The sequence below is a fragment of the Hyalangium minutum genome, assembly GCF_000737315.1.
In the GTDB taxonomy this organism is placed as follows: Bacteria; Myxococcota; Myxococcia; order Myxococcales; family Myxococcaceae; genus Hyalangium; species Hyalangium minutum.
On the sequence record NZ_JMCB01000008.1, the window covers coordinates 562,249 to 583,576 of the forward strand.

Sequence of the window (21,328 nt, forward strand, 5' to 3'; positions counted from 1 at the left end):
CACGGAGTGAAAACCGGCCGACGGGGAATTCTCACGGAGTTGGGAGCGACGCGTGAGGGCCGTGCAGGGCTCAGTGCATAGGAAGGACAGGAGCCCTCTTGGGCGTAGCGGGCGGGAGCAGAGCGGGAGGATTGCCCCTGTTGGGCCGCATGTGCCCCCGGTGTAACCCTCCAGCGGGGAATGGAACGGGACGAGACGGGACGGAGCGGAGGAACGATCCACTGTGAGATCAAGGCATTAGCCGGTAACAGCGCGACCTGCTTGGGGTTTTGCTTCCGCCTTAATGCGGGTTCGATTCCCGCCGCCTCCCTCCCGAGAGGCCTCGCAATCTCACCGGGTTGCTGGGCTTTCTCTTGGGCCTCGTGACTCCGGCGTCTCTGGCCGGAGCGGCGTGGAGCTGGGGCACGGTGTTCGACGCGGGCGCTTGATGCTCAGTACAGCGTCGCCTTCACCCGGCCGGGCAACTCGCGGTCGTACTCGCCGCCGTCGAAGTTATCCGGGCTCAGCGCCTCGAGGATGGAGCCGGGGCTTGGGAACTCGGCGCGGGTGACGTGCCGGGCCGGGTCCCAAAGCCTGGAGCGGACCAACGCGCGGCTGCATTGGAAGTAGACCGTCTCCACGGTGATGCGCAGCACGGAGCGCGGCGCCTTCCCATCGAAGGTGAAGCGCTCCAGCATGGACGGCTCGATGACGATGCTCGCCCGGCCGTTGACACGCAGGGTTTCGTTCACGCCCGGGACGAAGAACAGCAGCGCGACGCGCGGATCCGCCAGGATGTTCCGCAGCGAGTCCATGCGGTTGTTGCCTCGGCGATCGGGCAGCAGCAGCGTGCGCGTGTCCTCGATGACCACGAACCCGGCGGGGTCTCCTCGCGGCGAGGCATCCAGCCCTCCAGGGCCGGACGTGGCGAGGACCATGAACGGCGATCGCTCGATGAAGGGCCGGTATGCGGGGTGGAGGTGGTCCACCTCCTTGAGCACGGACGACTTCCCGGGAACCCCGTACAGGCGTTCGAGCGTCTCCACATCGTTCACGGTCTTCATCCGAGGGCGCCTCCTGGGTCCTTTTAGGCCTTTAAAATGGCCATGTCACACGCGGCATCGGCTGCGTCGTCCTGGGAATGGAAGGGCACTTCGCCCCCCAGAACGAGGACCTGCACATGAAGCCCCGGATGAATGCCTTCGCGGTCGCGCCGGACGCCGTCAACCTCATGTTGGATTTCAGCAAGAAGGTGGAGGCCCTGGGGCTGGAGCCGAGCCTCCGCGAGCTCGTCAAGATCCGCTCGTCCCAGCTCAATGGCTGCGCCTTCTGCATCCACATGCACACCCGCGACGCCCGCGCACATGGGGAGACCGAGGAGCGCATCTACCTTCTGGACGGCTGGCGTGAGTCGCCGCTGTACACCGACCGCGAGCGGGCGGCCCTGGGCTGGACCGAGGCCCTGACGCTCGTCTCCACGACACATGCCCCGGATGAGGACTACGCTGCGCTCAAGCCGCACTTCACCGAAGAGGAGATCGTGAAGCTGACCCTCATGATTGGTGTCATCAACTCCTGGAACCGGTTCGCCATCGGCTTCCGGTCCATCCACCCGGTGACCGCTCGCAGTGAAGCCGCCTGATTCAAATCCTGCGGACGTCTTCGACCCGCTCCGCCCCCGGCTGCTCCGCATCGCGTACCGGATGCTGGGCATCGTCGCGGAGGCGGAGGACGTGGTGCAGGAGGCGTATCTGCGTTGGCACCAGACGAACCGCGACGTCGTGCGGGACGCCGAGGCCGTGCTCGTCCGCACGGTGACGCGCCTGTGCCTGGACGTCCTGAAGTCCGCGCGCGTGCGGCGCGAGGAGTACGTGGGGACCTGGCTTCCAGAGCCCATCCTCGAGACAGTGGAGGGCGATGACTTGACGCTGACCCTGATGATGGCCCTGGAGCGCCTGTCCCCGCTGGAGCGCGCCGCGTTCCTCCTGCACGACGTGTTCGGCATGGACTTCGAGCAGGTGGCGAAGGCGCTCGACCGCGCTCCCGCGGCGTGCCGCCAGCTCGCCAGCCGGGCGCGGGACCATGTGCAGGAGGCCCGGCCCCGCTTCCCCGTGACGGAGGCGAAGGGCCACGAGCTGGCCTCGGCGTTCCATGCCGCGTCCCGGAGCGGCGACACGCAGGCGCTCCAGGCCCTGCTGGCCCAGGACGCCATCCTGTACGCCGACGGCGGCGGCAAGGTGAAGGCGGTCCTCAATCCCATCTACGGCCGGGAGAAGCTGGTGCGCTTCTTCGAAGGGGTGTGGCGCATTCCAGCCGTGGGCTCGGCGCAGCTCGTGCACGAGGGCACCATCGACGGCCTGCCCGCGTACGTCACGATGGATCCGGATGGAATGCTGCAGACCACGGCGTTTGCCATCGAGGACGGCCGGATCGTCGCCCTCTACGTCACGCGCAACCCCGACAAGCTGAAGGGCATCCGGCGCGCGGTGGTGGGCGAGTCGTCCTAGGAGGCTTCAGCGCGCGGCGAAGAACTCGCGCGCGAAGGTTACAAAAGTCTCACTGGTGAGACTTGGCCGCCTGTGGGATTCCAGCGGTAGCGGTTCGAGAGAGCTGGGGACGCTCCGGCATCATCCTCCCCGGAGTACAGTGGGCACTCCCGATGCCCCTCCTCTTCTTCCTGCTGCTCCTCGGAACCGGCTGTGCTGCTCCAGGCCGCGACCAGGAGTGGCACCGCAACGTAGATGCGGAGGTCGTCACCTGGCTTGAACGCAACCGCAATGCAACTGCGGAGCAGTTCATGAAGGAACTACACGAGATCTACAACCGCCCCGACATGCTCAAGAGGTTCCCCCATGGCTTCGGACCCGCCAAGTGATCCGCGCTTCTTCGTGCTGGAGGATGACATCCGGGGGCCGTACGACACCCAGTTCGAGAAAGCGGAGCCTGTCCACCGAGGAGATGCCCCTCAGTGCCCACAGTGCGGTGAGCCCATGGGCATGCTGTCGTGGCTGCCACCATACCGCGTCGTGCTGGCACTCTCTGGCCAGGCCCTCGGTGACTTCGTGAAGGGCCCTGGCTATGACTTCCTCCTCTCCGAGCGCATGGCCGAATCCTTCAGAGCAGAAGGATTGTCGGGGCTTCAGGGCTTCCACCCTGTCGAGGTGGTGAGCGTCCGGAGGAAGCGCAAAGGCCCCAGGCCCGCTGCCGTGCCCCCCTACTTCGCTGTCACCGCCTGCTTCGGCCGCGGCGCGGTGGATGAGGCACACAGCCGGCTCCGCCGCACCTCCCCCGTCACATGCTCCGAGTGCCGCTCCACAGGAGTCGACGCCATCCACGGTCTCGCCCTGGAACCCGGCACCTGGCAGGGCGAGGAGCTGTTCCGCCCTCGAGGAGAGCAGGGCAGCCTCCTCTCCTCCGAGCGCTTCGCCTGGTTCGTCAAACGGCATGGCTTCACGAACATGAAACTGACGCCCTCCGAGCAGTACGTGTGGGATCCTGGCGGGAAGGGCCCACTGGCAGCTCCTCGCGAGACTCCCACTTGAGCAGGGTGCTCAACGCCTTTCGGCATCACGGCAAGGGGGACCCTGCCAGCTAACCCGGCCCCGCCCAGGGGACTGAGTGCTCTCCCTTCAGGTGCGTGGCAGGCGCCGAGGCCTGTGGGGTGTCTTGAGCGCCTCAACACCCCGCTGCCTTATGGGGCCCTCGCGCCGGCGCCAGCCTCTCACCTGCCGTGGCCAGGCCCAGGTGCTTCACCATCACGCAGCGTCACGGGACAGCGTGACGGTCACGCGTCCGATGGAGGCAGCGCGGAGCACCGCTGGAACTCCGGCGGAGTCCTCACGGATATCGACTGGCCATCCTGCGCCAGTCCGCAGCGCGGCGCTACGTGGGGGGCGCAGGGACGTGGCGAGTGTCCAGCCGTCAGCCTCGGGCGCGAGGCCGCCCCCGCAGGGTGCCCGGAGGTGAAGGACAGTACCACCCGGTGGCTCCTCCTCTTCTCCGTGTCTGCCCTCTACCCTGATCCCCTCCTCGCAAGAGCGGGTGACACATGCTGCCATGGCGGATGCTCTGGAAGGCCGAAGCGCTGTTCCTTGCGTTGTTGGTGGGGTGCGCCAGCGTCCCTCGGGTCCCCGTCGTGGAAGACATCGGCCAGGGTATGGCCGTCGTCCACGTGCCCCGCACCGCTGACCTGCACCCGGTGGAACTGGAGGAAGAGGAATTCCAGCAGGCGGTGAGGCGCCTTGCGCGCGAGGTGCGGCTGACAGGCACGCCGCGCCAAACGGCGGAGCGGGCTTTTCAAATGGGCCCGCAGAGCGGCTACTACCACTACCTGATGCGGGAAAAGAAGATGGCGCCAGATGGGCCCGGTGAGTCCTGGGACGGCACGTTGACGAAAGAAGACTTGGAGCTGGCGGAGCGCTATCGGCTCTGGTGCCAGAGCGCATACAACTTCTATGGAGATTGTCTTGGGGGCGCGCTGGTGGCAGGGCGCTACCTGGACATGCAAGGCCGCTACGTTTGGGCGCTGGCCATGAGCAAGAGCCCGGTGCTGGACGAGATGAAAAAGGCGCTCGGGGAGATGGTGGAGTTCCGCGCGCTCATCAGCGCGGCCCTGTGGACGTTGGGTTCGATGCTGCTGATCATGGCCCTGACTCCCGTGGCGCCTGGGCTGGTGGCTGTGCTGGGCGTGGGGCTGCTCCTGTATGTGGGCTATGACACGCTCCACAACCTCGTGACGGGCTGGGCTGAGTTGACGGAGGCGGCAGAGGCCGCGACCACCTTCGAGCAGCTCCGCGAGGCGGGCGAGAGGTTCGGGAAGATCATCGGGCGAGAGGCGGCGCGCGCGTTCGCCATGCTGCTGGTTGCGGCGATTGGCTCCACGGCGCAGCTGTTCGCGGCGAAGGTGCCGACGCTGCCCGGCTCGGCTCAGGTGGCCATGCAGGCCGAGGGGCAGGCAGGATTCTCGCTGCCCGCGCTGGGGGCTGTGCAGGAGATCGCGGTGGCTGCCGAGGGCGTGAGTATCACGCTTCCCGCGAACGCGGTGGCGATGGCGGCGCGGGGCAGTGGCGGCAAGGCTCCTTGTGTCGAGACGCACCACATCGCCACCATCTGCAACGACACGTCCACCGCACGCGGGGGCGCGTGGACACCGCGGTTCCGGAAGGTCTTCGCCAAGGCGGGAATGTCGATGGAGAATCCTGCGAACAAGATGCCTCTGCAGGGGCATTACGGCCCGCACCCCGAGCGGTATCACCAGATAGTCTTCAATGCACTGGATGACGCGACGCGGACCTGTCGCAGCGTCGTCACGTGCCGGGCGAAGCTGATGGAGGCCCTCAAGGATCTGGCTCAGGACATCGCAACCCCGGGAACAGAGCTGAACCAACTCGTCACCCGGCAGTAGCCGCGCTACATACGGAGCCCATGTCCCAGCGTTTCTTCGAACTCGCCGACGATGTGAATGTCCCGCACCGATGGCACCTTGACATGCCGACGGACAGTCACACTAAGCAAGTGGACGACGGACAGTTCAGGATCGGGGTACCCGTTCATGTCAAAGAACGCCTGAGAATCCCCGTCGAGATCGCAGGCAAGCCGCTGGACTTCACAGAAGCGGGCATCCGCATCCCGGTGGTCCATGTCCGAGTTGCGTCCATCTTCGCGGAACTGGCCCCGGACGACGTGCAACTGATCCCCGTGGATGTGGACGGCCAACCGGATCAGTACCTCATCCTCGTGGCCACACGTCTCATCCCCTGTATCGACGAGAATGCTTCGCGGTTCAGCCGCCCGGGGGAGCCTGATCCAGTCAGGCGGTATTCCATCATGTACGCACTGCGCATCGACAAGTCCAAGGTCGGAAGCGCCAAGGTGTTCCGGTGCGAGGGGTGGCCGGGCCCGCTGATCGTCTCTGGGGAGATCAAGGAGGCCTTGGATCGCATGGCCGCTACCGGCACGAGGTTCGAGGAGGTCTAATTCGCTCACCTGCGGTTTTCGCACCGCCCGGCGTGGGTTCGATTCCCGCCGCCTCCAACCCAGAAAAGCTTCACGGGTTCTAATGAGAGGGGGAGGTGTTTGAGGACTCCCGCCCGAGCCCATCTCCGTGGCGGACTCCAAGGCTCGCACGCTCAGGTGAGCCTGGACCTGAAGTAAGCTGGGGCTCTCGCGCCCTCATGTCCTTCCTCCTGGTTCTGCCGGATGGCCGCCGCACCACCCTGGACAAGCCGGTGGCGTCCGTGGGCACCGACTCCGCCTGTGACGTCGTCCTCCGCGCCTCCGGGGTGAAGGCCAGCCACGCCCTGCTGTTCCGCGACGCTCAGGGTTGGTCCGTGTCTCCCGCCGGCCCTGGCTGTGACGTGCGCGTGCGCGGCAAGCGCGTGGAGCTGGCCAGGCTCGCCCCCGGCGACTCCTTCTCCTTGGGCAGCGCCACGCTCACCCTGCTCGCTCCCGAGGAGACGCAGGTTCCCGCGAGTCCTCCCTCCAGAGCCGCTTCCTCCGGACGAGTGCTCTCGGTGCTGGCGGGCTTTGCCTCCCGGCTGCTGTTGCAGCGCCCTGCCCCGGAGCTGCTGGAGACGGCCATGCGCGGGCTGGCGGAGGCGGCCGGCGCGGACGTGGGCTTCCTGGTGTCGGCGGAAGGGGCGCGCCGCCAGGTGCTGTGCGCCACCGGCCCAGTGCCCGACGCGGCCGTGGTGGACAGCCTGGTGGATCGGGTGGTGGCCTCGGGAGCGCCCGTGCTGGTGCCGGACGTGGCAGTGGATCAGGCGCTCGCGAGCGCTCCGAGCGTCGTGGCCCTGCGCCTCACCTCCGCGCTGGTGATCCCCCTCCGCGCGGGGCCTGCGCCGCTCTCGGCCGTGTACCTCGGACGGCGCGCGGGCAGCCCTCCCTTCTCCGCCGTGGAGCTGGAGGAGGCCATGGCCCTCTCCGCGCTGGCGGCGCTGCTGCTGGCCACCTCGCGCGAGCTGACGGACCTGCGCGCGCAGGTGGACAACCTCACGCAGCGGATCCAGGCGGCCACCTTCGAGGGGCTCATCGGCGAGTCCCGCCCCATGAGCGAGCTGTACCGGCAGGTGGAGCGCCTGGGGCCCACCGCGCTCAACGTGCTCATTCAAGGAGAGACTGGCACAGGCAAGGAGGGCGTGGCCCGGGCGCTTCACCGGCGCAGCGGACGGCGCGGGCGTCTCGTGGCCATCAACTGCGCAGCGCTTCCCGAGTCGCTCATCGAGCGCGAGCTGTTCGGCCACGCACGCGGCGCCTTCTCGGGCGCGGGGGCGGATCGGCCCGGACTGGTGGAGGCGGCGGACGGAGGCACGCTCTTCCTGGACGAGATCGGCGACATGCCGCGCTCGCTTCAGTCCCGGCTGCTGCGGGTGGTGCAGGAGCGCGAAGTCACCCGGCTCGGCGAGAACCACCCGCGCAAGGTGGACATGCGCATCATCTCGGCCACGCACAAGCCACTCAAGTCGCTGGTGCAGCAGGGCCTCTTCCGGGAGGACCTCCTCTTCCGGCTGGAGGAGGTGCGCGTGGAGGTGCCGCCCCTGCGCGAGCGCGGCGATGACGTGCTGCTCATCGCCCACCATGTGCTGACCCAGGAGGGGCGCCGCGCGAAGGGCTTCACCCAGAAGGCCACCGAGGCCCTACGAGGCCACCCCTTCCCCGGCAACGTGCGCGAGTTGGTGTCGCGGGTGCGGCGCGCGGCGATCCTGGCCTCGGGAGAGCTCATCGGCCCGGCGGACCTGGAGCTCGGCGGAGAGCAGACGCCGCTGCAGCCACTGGACGAGGCCCGTGACGCCTTCGTGCTCCGCTATGTGCGCGAGGCCATCGCCCGCAGCGGCGGGAGCAAGAAGGAGGCGGCACAGGCGCTCGGCATCGGACTGCGCTCGTTGTTCCGCTACCTGGGTGAGGGAGAATGAGCCCCATGCACCGGCGCACCTTCCTCCTCATTGCCACGCTCCTGAGCACGGTGTGGCTCGGGTGTCCGCTCGACATCCAGGTCCGTTGCGAGGACGCCTCCTCTTGCGGCGACAACGAGGTGTGCGCGTCTGGCCTGTGCACGCCCTCCTCGGGCACCGGGGATGCAGGGACGGATGGGGGAATAGATGGAGGCGTGAAGAAGTGTGCCGCCGACACGGAGTGCCCGGAGGACTGGCGCTGCGGCGAGAGGACACAGCAGTGCGAGCTCGGGTCTCGGCTTGGCGAGAGGTGCTACGAAAGCTACGAGTGTCCGTGGACTGCAACCTGCAGCGCCCTGCGCAACGTCTGCGTGAAGTACTGCACCCTGGACCCGTATTGTCCGGTCGGCTACCAGTGCAGCCCGGACAAGTTCTGCGTGGCGAAGTGCACGGCCCCGCCGGAGACAGTGGGGCGCCCCTGCTCGGACTCCATGGAATGCGGCTGTGGCTTCTGCGTGAACACCGGAGGACAGGAGCTCTGCCGCCTGCCATGCGTGTTCGACCAGGACTGCCCCAGAGGCGAAGTGGGAGTGTGCGAGCAAGTGGGCTCCACGAACAAGAGAGCCTGCAAGCTGTGAGGCGGCGGAGGTTGCTCCCTGGGAGCCCGGCTCTAGAATGCGCCCGGGATGACGGGTGAACTGCTGGCCGGCCGCTACCAGTTGGAGCAGGAGCTGGGACGCGGAGGTATGGCCACGGTCTTCCTGGCCACGGACTTGCGGCTGGCGCGCCGGGTGGCGGTGAAGGTGATGCACCCGGGCGGAGACGCGCGCCGGACTGAGCGCTTCCGCCGGGAGGCCGCGCTGGTGGCCTCGCTCAAGCACCCCTACGTGTTGGAGATCCACGACTTCGGCGAGGACTCGGCGCGCGGCCCCTTCCTGGTGTGCGAGTGGGTGCAGGGCGAGAGCCTGCGGGAGCTGTCCCAGCGGCTCGCCCCCGTGCCTCCCGAGTCCGCGGCGGTGCTGGGCTGGGCGCTGGCCCAGGCGCTCGGCGAGGCCCATGCACGGGGAATCGTGCACCGGGACGTGAAGCCGGAGAACGTGCTGGTGGCCCGGGGCGGCCCGCTGAAGCTGGCGGACTTCGGCATCGCCGCGCTGGCGGATCAGGAGCGGCTGACGAGCACCGGCGCCATCACGGGCTCGCTGCCGTACATGGCTCCCGAGCGCATCGACACCGGCGCCTTCTCACCGGCCTCGGACGTGTACGCGGTGGGCGTCATGCTCTTCGAGCTGTGCACGGGCACCACGCCGCATGGAGGAAAAGGGGCTGCGCACCTGGCGGCCTCAGTGCTCACGAAGGATGTGCCGCCCTTGAGCGAGCTCGTCCCGGGAACGCCCGAGCCGCTGAGCGCCCTGGTCTCGCGCTGCCTCGCGAGGGATCCGCGAGATCGCCCTGCCCACGGAGGCGAGCTCGCGCCACTGCTGGAAGAGGTGGTGGGCCGCATCGCCGGGCCTCCGGCCGAGGAGTCCCGGGCGTTCTTCCAGGATCCTCAGAGCTACAGCGCGCGTCGGCGCGAAGCCCGCTTCCAGCAGTTGTTGAGCGAAGCCCGCGCGCTGCTGGAGGAAGGACAGGGAGCCAAGGCCGCGAAGTTGCTCAATGGAGCGCTGGCGCTCCGGCCGGACTCGCCCGAGGTCGCCGCGCTGCTGCGCCACCGTCCGAAGTCTCGGAGGAAGAAGGTGGTCGCGGTGGGCTCGGCACTGGCGGCCTCCCTCGTGGTCACGGGAGCACTGGCGTGGGCCGCGAACCGGTGGCTCGCGAATCCGCCTGAGCCCCAGCCCATCGCTCAACCCGAGCAGCGCGCTCAGGAGACGCGAAGCACGGAGCCCCGCCCGGAGAACCGTCCCACCGTCCCCAGCCCTCCACCGGCGACGGCCCAGGAAGCGGCTCCTCCCGCGCCCGAGCCTGACCGAGTGGCTCCGCGCCCGGAGCCCAAGAAGAAGAGCGCCTCGGCAACTCGAGCCCCGGCTCCGCGTGAGGCGCCTGCCTCGTCCCCTTCTCCAGCGCCTCCCCAGCTCCCCGCTCCCTCAGTCTCCCAGGAGCAAGAGCCCGCGAGGCCCGCGACTCTGAAGCTGACGGTGCGCCCCTGGGCCGAGGTGTTCGTGGACGGCCTGAGCCGGGGCTACACGCCCCGCGTGCGCGAGGTGAACCTCTCTCCGGGAGAGCACCGCCTGCGCCTCGTCAACCCGCTGTGTGAACCGATGGAGGAAGTCCTCCAGGTGGCCGCAGGGGAGACGGTGACCCGGGAGGTGGCGCTCCGGGTGTACAAGGCCGAGGTGATCATCACCGCGCCCTCGGGCGCCCGCGTCTTCATCGACGGAGTGGAGACGGGCATCGCGCCACTGCCGGGCCCCGTGTATGTCGAGCACGGACGGCATGTCATCTCGGCCCGCCTGCCGGGAGTGCCGCCCCTGCAGCGCGAGGTGGACGCGGTGGCTGGCAAGCGCATCGAGGTGATGCTGGAGGGGACTCCATGACGGGCCTCATCGTGGCCATGGTGCTCGCAGCCGCCTCTCCGCTGGACCCGGCCCGGGCGGCGTACCAGTCTGGCGAGCTGGCGCAGGCGCGCACCGAGCTGGAGGCGCTCCTCTACCCTCTTCGGCTCGACGGTGAAGCCCTGGAGTCCGAGGCCCACCTGCTGCTGGCCGCCACGTACCACGCCCAGGAAGACACCTCCCGAGCGGAGCACGAGGCCGTGCTGGGACTCGCCGCGAGCCGCGACACGAAGCTGGATCCCCTGCTGTACCCACCGGACTTCATCACCTTCGTGGAGCGCGTGCGCACGATGCACCGCGAGCGCATCGCCGCGCTGGCCGCCGAGCGCCGCCGTCCGATCCTCGTGCCCTCCCCTCCTCCAGTCCAGGCGCCACCTTCCGCCCAGGCTTCCCCTCCCATTCCCTCAAAGAGCTGGTACCTGATGCCATTCGGCGTCGGCCACTTCCAGCACGGCCAGCGGACGAAGGGCACCATGCTCGCGGTGACTCAGGGGACGTGCCTCACAGTCTCCGCGGTCTCGCTGAGCACGGCGCTGTCGCTGCGGGGACGGGACGGGCTGTACAGCGCCTCGGATGCGCGGACGGCCCGCAGGCTCAACACGTCCTACCTCGTGTCGGCCTACGCCTTCGCGGCCCTCTATACCTACGGTGTCCTCGACGGGCTCGTCTTCACGCCCTGAGTCAGAGGGCCTCATAGGCCGAGCGCCAGAAGTCCACGAAGGCGGCGGGTGGATTCGGAGAGTCCATCAGTCGCTGCGTCATCAGCACGCCAATGAGCCCGGTCTGGGGATCCCAGTAGCACGAGGTCCCGTACCCGCCGTCCCAGCCAAAGCCACGGGGATCCCCAGGCTCGTGCTGCTTCACGATGGAGAGCGCATAACCCCAGCCGCGCTTGTCCCAGAAGCCGGTGGAGAAAGGCGACACGGCCTTCTGCTCGGGAGTGATGTGGTCGGTGGTCATCAGCTCCACCGAGCGCTCCGACAGGAGGCGCTTCCCGCCATACGCGCCCTTGTTCAGCATCATCCGCGCGAAGGCGAGGTAGTCGTCGGCCGTGGAGACGAGGCCACCGGACGCGGACGGCATGCCCGGTGGGCGGCTGAACTGGCTCTCCGTACCCGCGGGATCGAAGACCTCGAACTTCTCCGCACCGGGAGTCCGGAAGTAGGCGGTGCACAGCCGGTCGAGCTTCTCAGCCGGGACACTGAAGCCGGTGTCCTTCATGCCCAGCGGCTCGAAGATGCGCTCTCGCATGAAGGCCTCGAGCGGCTGGCCCGCAGCGCGCGAGAGCAGCACGCCCAGCACGGTCATGCCCGTGTCATACATCCAGGCCTCGCCCGGCTGACGCATCAGCGGCAGGGAGCCCAGGCTGCGGATCCACGCGTCCATGCTCGGCGCCTTGGGCAACCACGGACCGACCGCAACGCCCTGCTCCGTCATCGCCTGGACGATCGGATACTGGCCCTGCGCCATGATCGCCCCCGTGCCCATGCGCACCGTCAGGAGATCACTGACGAGGATCGGGCGGTTCGCGGGCACGGTGTCATCCACAGGCCCATCGAGGCGCTTGAGCACCCGTCGGTTGGCAAGCTCCGGCAACAATCGGTCCACCGGCTCGTCGAGGCGGAGCTTCCCCTCCTCCACCAGGATCATCGCCGCAGCGCCTGAGATCGGCTTCGTCAGCGAGGCGATCCGGAAGATCGTGTCGCGCCGCATCGGGGCCGAGTTCCCAAAGGCCAGCGTGCCGATCGCATCCGCGCGCACCTCGTCGCCCCGAGCCAGCAGCGTCACGACGCCCGGCAGCTCTCCCCGCTCCACATGGGCCGCCATCACGGAATGCATGCGCTCGACTCCCTCCTTGGAGAGCCCACCCTGGGGCTCTGGGTTCAGCACTTCCGTCCGGCTGCAGCCCAACGCCGTCGCCGCACCCAGCGCTGCGGCGCCCTGTAACACACTCCTGCGGCTGACCCTGCTCATGCTGACTTCTTCTCCCGCAGCTCGCGGCGCAGGATCTTGCCCACGTTCGTCTTGGGCAGGTCCGTGCGGAACTCGATGTGCTTCGGGCGCTTGTAGCCGGTCAGCCGCTCCTTGCAGAACTCGCGCACGGCCTCCTCGGTCAGCGCCGGGTCCTTCTTGACGATGAACAGCTTGACCACCTCGCCCGAGTGCTCGTCTGGTACGCCTACCGCCGCGACCTCCAGCACTCCCGGACACTCCATCACCACGCCCTCGAGCTCGTTCGGGTACACGTTGAAGCCGGACACCAGGATCATGTCCTTCTTGCGGTCCACGATCTTCGTGTAGCCGCGCTCGTCCATGACGCCGACGTCGCCCGTCTTCAGAAAACCATCCGAGGTCATCACCCGCGCCGTCTCATCCGGCCGGTTCCAGTAGCCCGCCATCACCTGCGGGCCGCGGACGCAGATCTCTCCGGGCTGGCCCAGCGGCACCGACTTGCCGTCATCGTCGCGCAGCTCGAGCTCGGTGGACGGCAGCGGCAGTCCGATGGTGCCCGTGAAGATGTCCGTGTCGGTCGGGTTGCAAGTCACCGACGGAGAGGTCTCCGAGAGCCCATACCCCTCCACGATGGGGCACTTCGTGCGCTCCAGCCACTTGCGGGCCACGGCCTCCTGCACCGCCATGCCACCGCCGTTCGCCACGCGCAGATCGGAGAAGTCCACCTTGTCGAAGTCTGGGTGGTTGAGCATCGCGTTGTAGAGCGTGTTCACCGCCGGCAGCATGTGGACCTTCCACTTGCGGAGGTCCTTCAGCAGGCCGGCAATGTCGCGCGCATTGGGGATGAGCAGGGCCATCCCGCCGCTGCGCATGACGAGCAGGCAGCACACCGTGAGCGCGAAGATGTGGTACAGCGGCAGCGCCGTCACCATGATGATCTGATCGATGGGCGCGCCCTTGCGCAGCGAGGGCTGCATCCACGCCTCGGACTGGAGCACGTTGGCCACCACGTTGCGGTGCAGCAGCGTGGCCCCCTTGGACACGCCCGTGGTGCCCCCCGTGTACTGGAGGAAGGCCACGTCGTCCGGCTTCAGCTCCGCCGGCTTGAGCGTGAGTCTCTGGCCCTCCGCCAGCGCCGCGCTGAACGAGGTGCTGCCCGGCAGGGACCACTCCGGCACCAGCTTCTTCACGCGGCGGACGACGAAGTTGACGATCGTCCCCTTCACGGTGCCCAGCAAGTCACCCATGGTGGCCACCACCACGTGCTTGACCGGCGCCTTGTCCAACACCTTCTGGAGGGTGCTGGCGAAGTTCTCGAGGATGATGATGGCCTCGGCGCCGCTGTCCTTCAGTTGGTGCTCGAGCTCGCGAGGGGTGTAGAGCGGGTTGACGTTGACCACGATGTAGCCCGCGCGCAGCACCGCGGCCAGGGCGACCGGGTACTGCAGGATGTTGGGCATCATCAGGGCGACCCGGGACTTCGGTGCCAGCCCGCGCGACTGCAGCCACGCTCCGAGCTGGCGGGACAGCCGGTCCAACTCAGCGTAGGTCAGCGCCTTGTCCATGCAGACGAAGGCGCGGCGGGAGGCATTCTTCCGGAAGGACTCCTCCAGCAGGTGCACGAGGGAGGGGTACTCGCTGGGGTTGATCTCGCTCGGCACACCCTGGGGGTAATGCTTCAGCCACACCTTCTCCATCGACGCGTCTCCTGGGCTGGGAATCGGAGCCTCGGAGCGTAGCGGGGCTCCAGGGTTGGGTGAAGCTCAGCACCCCTCCATTCAGCGGGCGAGCAACAAAGCATATGACCCAGAGCGTCATGACCTGCCGGGTCTTGCTCGCAGCATCGAGGCGCTCATGCTACGCCGCCAACGCATGTCCCTGCTTCTTGGAGTGCTCGCTGTCCTCGTCGCCACCGTGCTGGGCCTGCGGCAGTGGCTGCTGTACCGGGAGGGCCCCCCGCCCCCGCCCGAGTCCTTCGATGGCGACGTCTACACCGTGGGCAAGGCGGCCATCGCCGAGCGCCGCTGCGAGAACCCGCGCGCCACCGTCATCGGCATGCACGGGTTCGTGGGTGACCTGCGCTACTTCACGGACCACTACCGCGACCCGGACCTGCAGCTCATCCTGCTGACAAGCTGCGACTACCACCTGCCCATCACCCAGCCTCGGTACAAGACAGCTCCGTGGGTGAAGGTGCCCACCCAGGAGGAGGGCTCCATCGCCTACGACGCCGCCGTGCTGGTGCAGGCCTTGGAGCACCTGCCGAGGACCCAGCGCATCCGCGTCCATGGGCACTCGCGAGGCGGCGCCGTCATCCTGGAGGCGGCGGCCCTGCGGCCGGACCTGTTCAAGCAGGTGGAAGTGGTGCTCGAGGCGCCCGTGCTCCCGCAGGCGCGCCCCTATGTGCCCACGACCGCCACGCAGCGCTGGTTCCTGCCGTTCGTGCTGCCCCTGTGGCAGCGGGAGCCCATCTCGCGGCGCAACCGGGGCGCCTGGGGCCCGCTGGAGAACACTCGGAAGCGCGAGCTCATCACGGCCTTCCCGTTCAACCCGAAGCGCGTGGCCACCATGGCGGCCAACCTGAAGGAGCTCGACTCCTGGATGAAGGCGCGCGACGTGTCGCTCTACCAGAACCTCGCGCGGGGCACGGTGCTGGTGCCGGGGAAGGACCGGGTGCTGGACACCCACTCCATGCTGGAGAGCGCCCAGAAGGCGGGCCCCGCGCTGAACGTGGTGAAGTTGGACGGCTGCAGCCACTTCGTCATCTGGGATCGTCCGGACGCGCTGCCCACCCTGGAGCGCTCGGAGGCAGCGCGCGAGGCCCTCGCCTCGTAGACATCGGGGGGAATGTCGGGGCTCTTCGGAGCGCCAGCTCCCTCAGGCCAGCACCACCACGTTGCGCAGGGGCTGGAGCGGCAGGGTTGCCAGCGGCTCGGAGCGCGACGGCGCGGACAGCTCGGCACAGTGGCGGTAGCCGATGGTCTGCAGCTCGTCGCGAAGCTCGGCCAGCGAGGAGCCCGCAGCAGTAGCAGCCTGGGCGTTCAGCTCGAGCAACAGGGGCGGAAGCGATGACAGCGCCCGCCGTCCCCCGCGCAGGGCCCCGAGCTCGCCGCCCTCGCAGTCCATCTTCACCAGCGCGTTCTCCCGAGGGATGGGCTCCGGGAGAAGCTCGTCGAGCCGAGCCACACGGACCTCCAAGCGCTCATGCCGCCCTTGCGCGGAGAAGGCCGCGTGCAGCCCGCCCGAGCCAGACCCCGCCGCCGGAATGAAGAAGGTCGACGCGCCAGCCTGCTCTCCGAGTGCCAGCTCGTGCACAGTCCCCTGCCGCATCCCATTGGACGCCAGAGACTGGCGCAGCAGCCGCGCGAGCAGGGGCTGCGGCTCGAAGGCCACCACGCGCCCCGTGGGGCCCACGCGCCGGCCCGCCAGGAGCGTGTAGCTGCCGTGGTTGGCGCCAATGTCCAGCATCATCCCGCCGGGCCCGAGCGTCCGCTCGATGAGCTGCGCCTCCGCGCCCCTCCCCTGCAGTTCGCCCAGCACCCAGAGCCACCGGTTGTCGAGCAGGTCCACGTGTACGGTCAGCCCGTCCACTCGGAACGCCTGCTCTCGCGGCAGGCCTCGCCATCGGATGAGGTCCTGCATCCGCCGCAGCAGGAACGAGCCTCCCCGCGCCAACTGCGTCTCCGGGTCGATCATCCGCCGCAGGTACGCGCCATACACGCTCAGGTGGAGCGGGAGCGTTCGGAGCAACTGCGCGTCTTCGTACCAGGGATGGGGCTGCATGCTCAGTCGCGAATTTCCTGCAGCTCGCGCTGGGCGATGACCGCCAGGTCTTCCAGGGCCTGGTGATCCTCGGGCTGCAGGTGCCGAGGGCGGCTGTCGAAGAGGCACAGGGTGCCCACGGCGTGGCCCTGGGACGTCCGGAGGGGAACACCGGCGTAGAAGCGGTAGTGGTACTTGGTGAAGAGCAGGTTGTCTCCGAAGCGCTCGTCCTCCCGCGAGTCCGGGATGACCATCACGTCCCGGCCCAGGATCGTGTGCGCGCACAGGGAGATGGCCCGCGGGAGGATGTCCGGCCCCTCGCAGTTCATCCCCTTGCACACCTGCTGGTCCCGGTTGATGAGGTTCACCGCCGACACGGGCACGTCCAGCACCCGGGCCGCGATGCGGGCGATCCGATCGAAGCGCTCCTCCCGCCCCGCTCTCAAGACGTCCAGCTCCTCCAGCGCCGCAATGCGATCGATCTCGTTGGCCGGCAGATCCGCCGGGCTCCAGCGCAGGCGCGAGCGGAGCATCCAGGCGCGCGCCTTGGTGCGCACATGCGCGGGGTTGAAGGGCCGGACCAGCCAGTCCGTAACTCCCGTCAAATAGCCCCGGGCCAGATCCTCCGGGTGCGTCGCATCCACCACGAGGACGATGGGCACGTCATGCAGATCGTACTGCGTCATGGCGCGCAGCTCGCGGCAGTACTCCATCCCGTCCTGCGCGCCAGGACCGTGCTCGATAATCACGAGCGCCGGGTGCTCTTCCGCGAGCAGCGGGAGCTCCGACAGCTTGCCGATCTCGGTGGCCACCAGCCCGTCCTCCGCGAGCGCCTCGCGCACCAGCCGGGCCGTGGGCTCATGGCGGATCGCCAGCGCCACGCGCTGCCCGCGGGTGGGGGGGGACAGCTCGGCCGGCAGTGGCACGGGCGTCAGGTTCGGGCGAGCCCCCACCGCGCGCATCCTCCGCGAGGCCCGCCCCGCCAGCTCGATGCTCTCCCGCTCGGCGGCGGCGAAGATCTCCAGCGGACTGCCCAGCCGCGCCGCCCGCTCCTGGGCCATCTCCACCACCCGGTCCAACTGCTCGTCCGTGCGCATCGGGTCGTGGTGGAACAGCCCCAGGCGCTTCACCCCCGCGTCGCAGGCGATGTCGACCAGGTACTCCACGGTGCTGTGTCCCCAGCCGATCTTGCTGGGGTACTCGGCCGCCGTGTACTGCGCGTCGTGCACCAGCAGGTCCACGCCGCGGATGAACTCCAGGTGCCGGCTGTCCTCCGGGTGGTGCCAGCCTTCCGCCTGGCCGCGCCCACAAGCCTGGGTGCGGCCATGGGGCTCATGGTCGGTGACATAGGCGAACGTCGCCCCGCCCACCTCCACGCGGTAGCCCAGCGTGAGCGCCGGGTGGTTGAGGTAGCGGCTGGTGATGAGCGCGTCCTCCACCGCCACCGTCTGCTCGAGCAGCTCGTGGTAGCGCAGCGTGGCGCCCAGCGAGTCCAGGGGGACCGGGAAGTAGGTGTACTGCATCTGCCCGGCGAGCGTCTGCTGGAGCTCGCCCTCCATGCCCTTGGGGGCGTAGATGTCCCACTCGTTACCGGGGACGAACAGGGGCGAGAAGAACGGCAATCCCTGGATGTGGTCCCAGTGGGTGTGGCCGATGAACAGGTGCCCGCGAACGGGCTTGGGCCCCGCCATGAGCTCCTGCCCGAGCGCTTGGGCTCCCGTCCCACAATCGAACACGATGCACGCCCCGCCTGGGGTACGCACCTCGACGCACGAGGTGTTACCGCCATAGCGCAGGGTGGTGGGACCAGGCTTTGGCAAGGAACCACGGGTGCCCCAGAAGCAGATGCGCATGCCGCCCTCTCTCCCGGGCGCCCGCTCCTGATGAGCGCCCAATGACATTCTGCCCGATCAGGACGACGCCTGTGCCAGGGGGGCCCCTTCCGGCCCATTTCCAGTGTACAAGCCCCAGTCCATGAGTCCCGGCTTTGGACGTGATCTGACCACCGGCAGCATCCCCCGCCATATGGTGGCCTTCTCCATCCCCATGCTCGTGGGGAGCTTCCTGCAAACAGCTTACAGCTTCGTCAACGCCATCTGGGTCGGCCAGTTTCTGGGCACCGCCGCCCTGGCCACGGTGACGGTGAGCTTCCCCGTCATCTTCGTCCTGGCCGCCATCGGCATGGGGCTCACGATGGCGACCAACATCCTCGTGTCGCAGAACTATGGCGCCAAACGGATGGACGCACTGCGCCAAGTCGTCGACAGCTCCACGGTGCTGATCTACAGCCTGGCCATCGTGCTCACGGTGCTGGGAGAGCTGCTCGCTCCGAGCATCCTGCGCGCCATGGACACGCCCGAGGACATCTTCGAGCCCTCCGTGAGCTACCTACGGGTCTTCTTGCTCACCCTTCCCTTCAGCTTCGGGGTGTTCGTCATCCGGAGCATGCTCCAAGGGGTGGGCGACTCGAAGACGCCGCTCTACTTCCAGGTCGGCTCCCTCCTCGCCACCACGGCGCTCGATCCGGTGCTGATGTTCGGATGGCTGGGGCTCCCGAAGCTGGGCCTGGTCGGCACGGCGTGGGCCTCCCTGGTCTCCCAGATTGGGCTGCTCTTGGCCCTGATCGTCTGGCTCCGCAGGAAGAAAAGCCCTGTGGCTCCGGCCTGGCCGCGCTTGAGCCACCTGGGGCCGGTCACCTGGCAGACGCTGCGGATTGGCCTGCCCTCGTCCGTGCAGCAGTCCTTCATCTCCATTGGCATCGTGCTGGTCACCGGCATCGTCAACGGCTTTGGAGAGGTGGCCACCGCCGCCTTTGGCGCGGCCTCGCGCATTGATCAGATTGCGTTCATGCCAGCCATGACGTTCGGTATGGCGATCTCGACCCTGGCCGGACAGAACCTGGGGGCGGGTCACCACCACCGGGTGAAGGAGATCTTCTGGTGGGGGTGCCTGTTCAGCGGGGGCATCACGCTCATCATCTCGGTGGTGGCCGTGCTGTTCCCCGAGGCCCTGCTGCGAATCTTCGTCAAGGATGCCCCTGTCCTCGAGCTGGGCGTCTCGTACCTGCACATCGTCGGGGCCTGCTACGTCTTCTTCGCCCTGCTCTTCGTCAGCAACGGCATCATCAATGGCGCGGGCCACACGCTGACGACCACGGTGTTCTCGCTGATCAGCCTGTGGGTGGTGCGCGTCCCCGGGGCCTACTGGCTGTCGCGAAGCCTGGGCCACGTGCGGGGGGTCTGGTACGCCCTGTCGCTGAGCTTCCTCGTCTCGTTCTTCGTCAGCATGGCGTACTACTTCTCGGGCCGCTGGAGGAAGCCGATCGCCAAGAAGGCGCCGGGGCCGGCCGCGCCGGATCCCGCCGAGGTCTTCGGCCATGAGACGGGCGAGGCCTGAGCAGGGACTCAGCCCTCTCTTAAGGAGACGCGATGGCAGACGACAGCCGCTGGGCCAACCTGGTGAACACGGCGTTCCTCCTGGACCAGACTCCGCGGGTCTCGGGCCCTGAGGGGCTCCAGCCAGCCCTCACCATGCTCCAGAGCGCCCTGGAGGTGTTCCCTTCGAGCATTGATCCCGTGGAGGACTTCGAGGGCTATGCCGTGCGCCGGCTGCTCCTAGCGCTGCAGGACTACCTGAGCCACACGCAGCACGGAGGGAAGTGACGCAGGCCCACGCAGGGCCGCGGAAAACAAAAACCCCGAGGCACCTCCGTGGGCGCCTCGGGGCTCAGTGCGGCCGGGGCGGCGGAGCTCGCCGCCGCCGCCGAAGACCCGCTGCTTACGGAACGGTCGCGGTCAGCGACACGCCCGAGAAGGTCGAGTACCCGCGCACGGACACGTACCAAGTCCCCGCCGCCGGGTTGGTGATGGTGCACGTCTCGGCGTTGCCGCTCAGGTACGGACGGCAGTTGTACGTCGTCGTCGTCGGCTGCGAGCCCTGACGCACATACAGGTCCGCGTCACCCGTGCCGCCGGACTGATTCACCGTCAGCGTCGCGGCGCCCGACGGAACCTCGATGGCGAAGTGCTGGAAGCTGCTGCTCGCGCCCGACAGGCCCGTCTTCGACAGCAGCGTCGTCGTCGTGCCGCTGATCTTCGAGGTGATCCAGCTCTCGAACGACGACACGCGCGAGTACATGCCCGGGTAACGCGAGTCCGCGCAGCCGTAGCCCCAGCTCACCACACCAGCCAGAACGCGGGTGCTGCCATTGAGCACCGTCAGCGGACCGCCGCTGTCACCCTGGCACGAGTCCTTGCCCGGGGCCGCCGCCGCCAGCTGGTCCGCGGTGATCGTCTCCTGGGGGTACGAAGACTGCGCCGAGCTGTTGCTGACGATGTTCACATCCACCGTCTGCAGCGTGTCGGGGCTCGAGCCGTTGCTGGACAGCGTGCCCCAGCCGGTGACGCGCGTCACCACGCCGGTGTTCGTGACGCCCGCGGTGGCGTCCGCCGCCGTCACCAGGCCAATCGCCTTCACGCTCGCGCCGCTCAGGTCCAGCGGAGTGGACAGACGCAGCAGCGCCACGTCCTTGCCCTTCGAAGCATCCACGTAGCCCGGATAGACAATCACCTCAGCCACCGAGCGAACCTGTCCGGAGCCGCTGATCGTCGTGGTGCCCGCCTCCACGCGCGCGGGCTTGCTGATGGTGCCGCTGTCGTTCACGCAGTGCTGCGCGGTGAGGATCCAGTTCGCGTTGAGCACCGAGCCGCCACAGAAGTGGAAGCCCGAGCTGGTCTGCAGCGACACCTGCCAGGGGTTGTTGGCGATCGTCGTCGCGGTGCCACCGACGATCTCCTGCTCACTGGACAGCAGCGACTCCGGCGACTGCGTCTCCTCGAGCATCTCGGGGCCACAACCCGCCAGCAGAGACAGCGTGGTGGCAGCCGCCCAGCGGCGCAGGAACTTGCGGGAAGACATGGGTACCTCTCGGGGGATTGGGGGAAAAAGCGCGGGCACTCTGAGAGAACCCAGTATCTGTCGTCAACCCCGTGCTCTTCTTTTTCCTCTAATCACCTGCTTTCACTGCAAGATTCTTGTCTGATTGTCTTTGGGGTGATCACGAGGTATGCCGCTCGGCGGCCTCCTCCAGCACCACGTCCCGCTCGCGGCTGAAGATGGCCTCGTCGATCTCCTCGCAGGTCAGAAGAGCCGAGGGGTCATCCAGCCAGGGTCTGGCAATCCCTCTCAAGGACCTAT

Annotated in this window: 20 protein-coding genes; 13 read left to right on the forward strand and 7 right to left on the reverse strand. The window is 68.2% G+C overall.

All coding sequences use genetic code 11. From position 1 onward, the window contains the following. Positions 1 to 431: 431 nt before the first annotated feature. Positions 432 to 1,043, reverse strand: a complete 612-nt coding sequence (locus tag DB31_RS23610) for a pyridoxamine 5'-phosphate oxidase family protein (protein WP_044191401.1) — start codon at positions 1,041 to 1,043, stop codon at positions 432 to 434. A gap of 116 nt (positions 1,044 to 1,159) precedes the next feature. Between DB31_RS23610 and DB31_RS23615 the strand changes: the two genes are divergently transcribed. The 10 genes from DB31_RS23615 (at position 1,160) to DB31_RS23660 (ending at position 11,097) form a co-directional block, all read left to right on the forward strand. Continuing rightward, the gene (locus DB31_RS23615) at positions 1,160 to 1,621 is read left to right on the forward strand and encodes a carboxymuconolactone decarboxylase family protein (protein ID WP_044191403.1); all 462 of its coding nucleotides are present in this window, start codon (positions 1,160 to 1,162) and stop codon (positions 1,619 to 1,621) included. Continuing rightward, entirely contained in the window at positions 1,608 to 2,486 is an 879-nt protein-coding gene (locus DB31_RS23620; protein ID WP_075306160.1) for a sigma-70 family RNA polymerase sigma factor, read from the forward strand. Before DB31_RS23615 ends, DB31_RS23620 begins: the two co-directional genes overlap by 14 nt. 152 nt (positions 2,487 to 2,638) lie before the next feature. Further along, on the forward strand, positions 2,639 to 2,854 hold the full coding sequence (locus DB31_RS23625; protein WP_044191405.1) for a hypothetical protein: 216 nt from the start codon (positions 2,639 to 2,641) through the stop codon (positions 2,852 to 2,854). Further along, on the forward strand, positions 2,832 to 3,521 hold the full coding sequence (locus tag DB31_RS23630; RefSeq protein ID WP_044191408.1) for a hypothetical protein: 690 nt from the start codon (positions 2,832 to 2,834) through the stop codon (positions 3,519 to 3,521). The genes DB31_RS23625 and DB31_RS23630 overlap by 23 nt, the downstream gene beginning before the upstream one ends. A gap of 506 nt (positions 3,522 to 4,027) precedes the next feature. Beyond that, positions 4,028 to 5,383, forward strand: coding sequence for an AHH domain-containing protein (locus tag DB31_RS23635; RefSeq protein WP_044191410.1), 1,356 nt, complete (start codon positions 4,028 to 4,030; stop codon positions 5,381 to 5,383). Between the two features lie 20 nt (positions 5,384 to 5,403). Next, positions 5,404 to 5,955: an imm11 family protein gene (locus DB31_RS23640; RefSeq protein ID WP_044191411.1), complete on the forward strand. Its 552-nt coding sequence runs from the start codon at positions 5,404 to 5,406 to the stop codon at positions 5,953 to 5,955. A 197-nt stretch (positions 5,956 to 6,152) separates the two neighbouring features. Then, positions 6,153 to 7,889 (forward strand): sigma 54-interacting transcriptional regulator, encoded by a 1,737-nt coding sequence (locus tag DB31_RS23645; protein WP_044191413.1) that lies wholly within the window; start codon positions 6,153 to 6,155, stop codon positions 7,887 to 7,889. 5 nt (positions 7,890 to 7,894) lie between these two features. Then, positions 7,895 to 8,506 (forward strand): hypothetical protein, encoded by a 612-nt coding sequence (locus DB31_RS48035; protein WP_052420179.1) that lies wholly within the window; start codon positions 7,895 to 7,897, stop codon positions 8,504 to 8,506. Between the two features lie 48 nt (positions 8,507 to 8,554). Beyond that, the gene (locus DB31_RS23655; protein ID WP_044191415.1) at positions 8,555 to 10,399 is read left to right on the forward strand and encodes a serine/threonine-protein kinase; all 1,845 of its coding nucleotides are present in this window, start codon (positions 8,555 to 8,557) and stop codon (positions 10,397 to 10,399) included. Then, positions 10,396 to 11,097 carry a hypothetical protein gene (locus DB31_RS23660; protein ID WP_044191417.1) on the forward strand — a complete coding sequence of 234 codons (702 nt, stop codon included), beginning with the start codon at positions 10,396 to 10,398 and terminating at the stop codon, positions 11,095 to 11,097. Before DB31_RS23655 ends, DB31_RS23660 begins: the two co-directional genes overlap by 4 nt. Before the next feature lies 1 nt (position 11,098). Here DB31_RS23660 and DB31_RS23665 read toward each other — a convergent pair whose 3' ends face one another. Next, positions 11,099 to 12,256, reverse strand: coding sequence for a serine hydrolase domain-containing protein (locus DB31_RS23665; protein ID WP_044191570.1), 1,158 nt, complete (start codon positions 12,254 to 12,256; stop codon positions 11,099 to 11,101). A 131-nt stretch (positions 12,257 to 12,387) separates the two neighbouring features. Next, positions 12,388 to 14,067: a long-chain fatty acid--CoA ligase gene (locus DB31_RS23670; RefSeq protein ID WP_044191418.1), complete on the reverse strand. Its 1,680-nt coding sequence runs from the start codon at positions 14,065 to 14,067 to the stop codon at positions 12,388 to 12,390. Positions 14,068 to 14,224: 157 nt separating this feature from the next. On the opposite strand from DB31_RS23670, the gene DB31_RS23675 reads away from it, so the two are divergent. Further along, positions 14,225 to 15,205: an alpha/beta fold hydrolase gene (locus DB31_RS23675; RefSeq protein ID WP_240486843.1), complete on the forward strand. Its 981-nt coding sequence runs from the start codon at positions 14,225 to 14,227 to the stop codon at positions 15,203 to 15,205. A 42-nt stretch (positions 15,206 to 15,247) separates the two neighbouring features. Here the strand turns inward: DB31_RS23675 and DB31_RS45110 are convergent, their stop codons facing one another. After that, complete coding sequence (locus tag DB31_RS45110) at positions 15,248 to 16,153, reverse strand: FkbM family methyltransferase (RefSeq protein WP_052420181.1); 906 nt, start codon at positions 16,151 to 16,153, stop codon at positions 15,248 to 15,250. A 2-nt stretch (positions 16,154 to 16,155) separates the two neighbouring features. Next, entirely contained in the window at positions 16,156 to 17,985 is a 1,830-nt protein-coding gene (locus tag DB31_RS23685; RefSeq protein ID WP_044191420.1) for an MBL fold metallo-hydrolase, read from the reverse strand. Positions 17,986 to 18,106: 121 nt separating this feature from the next. On the opposite strand from DB31_RS23685, the gene DB31_RS23690 reads away from it, so the two are divergent. Both DB31_RS23690 and DB31_RS23695 read left to right on the forward strand, forming a co-directional pair. Further along, positions 18,107 to 19,528: an MATE family efflux transporter gene (locus DB31_RS23690; RefSeq protein WP_044191577.1), complete on the forward strand. Its 1,422-nt coding sequence runs from the start codon at positions 18,107 to 18,109 to the stop codon at positions 19,526 to 19,528. A gap of 32 nt (positions 19,529 to 19,560) precedes the next feature. Then, positions 19,561 to 19,794, forward strand: a complete 234-nt coding sequence (locus DB31_RS23695; RefSeq protein WP_044191422.1) for a hypothetical protein — start codon at positions 19,561 to 19,563, stop codon at positions 19,792 to 19,794. A 115-nt stretch (positions 19,795 to 19,909) separates the two neighbouring features. Here the strand turns inward: DB31_RS23695 and DB31_RS23700 are convergent, their stop codons facing one another. Next, a complete protein-coding gene (locus DB31_RS23700; RefSeq protein WP_044191424.1) occupies positions 19,910 to 21,049 on the reverse strand; it encodes a trypsin-like serine protease in 1,140 nt (379 codons plus the stop codon). Positions 21,050 to 21,188: 139 nt separating this feature from the next. After that, positions 21,189 to 21,320, reverse strand: a complete 132-nt coding sequence (locus DB31_RS51295; protein ID WP_276203641.1) for a hypothetical protein — start codon at positions 21,318 to 21,320, stop codon at positions 21,189 to 21,191. Between the last annotated feature and the right edge of the window lie 8 nt (positions 21,321 to 21,328).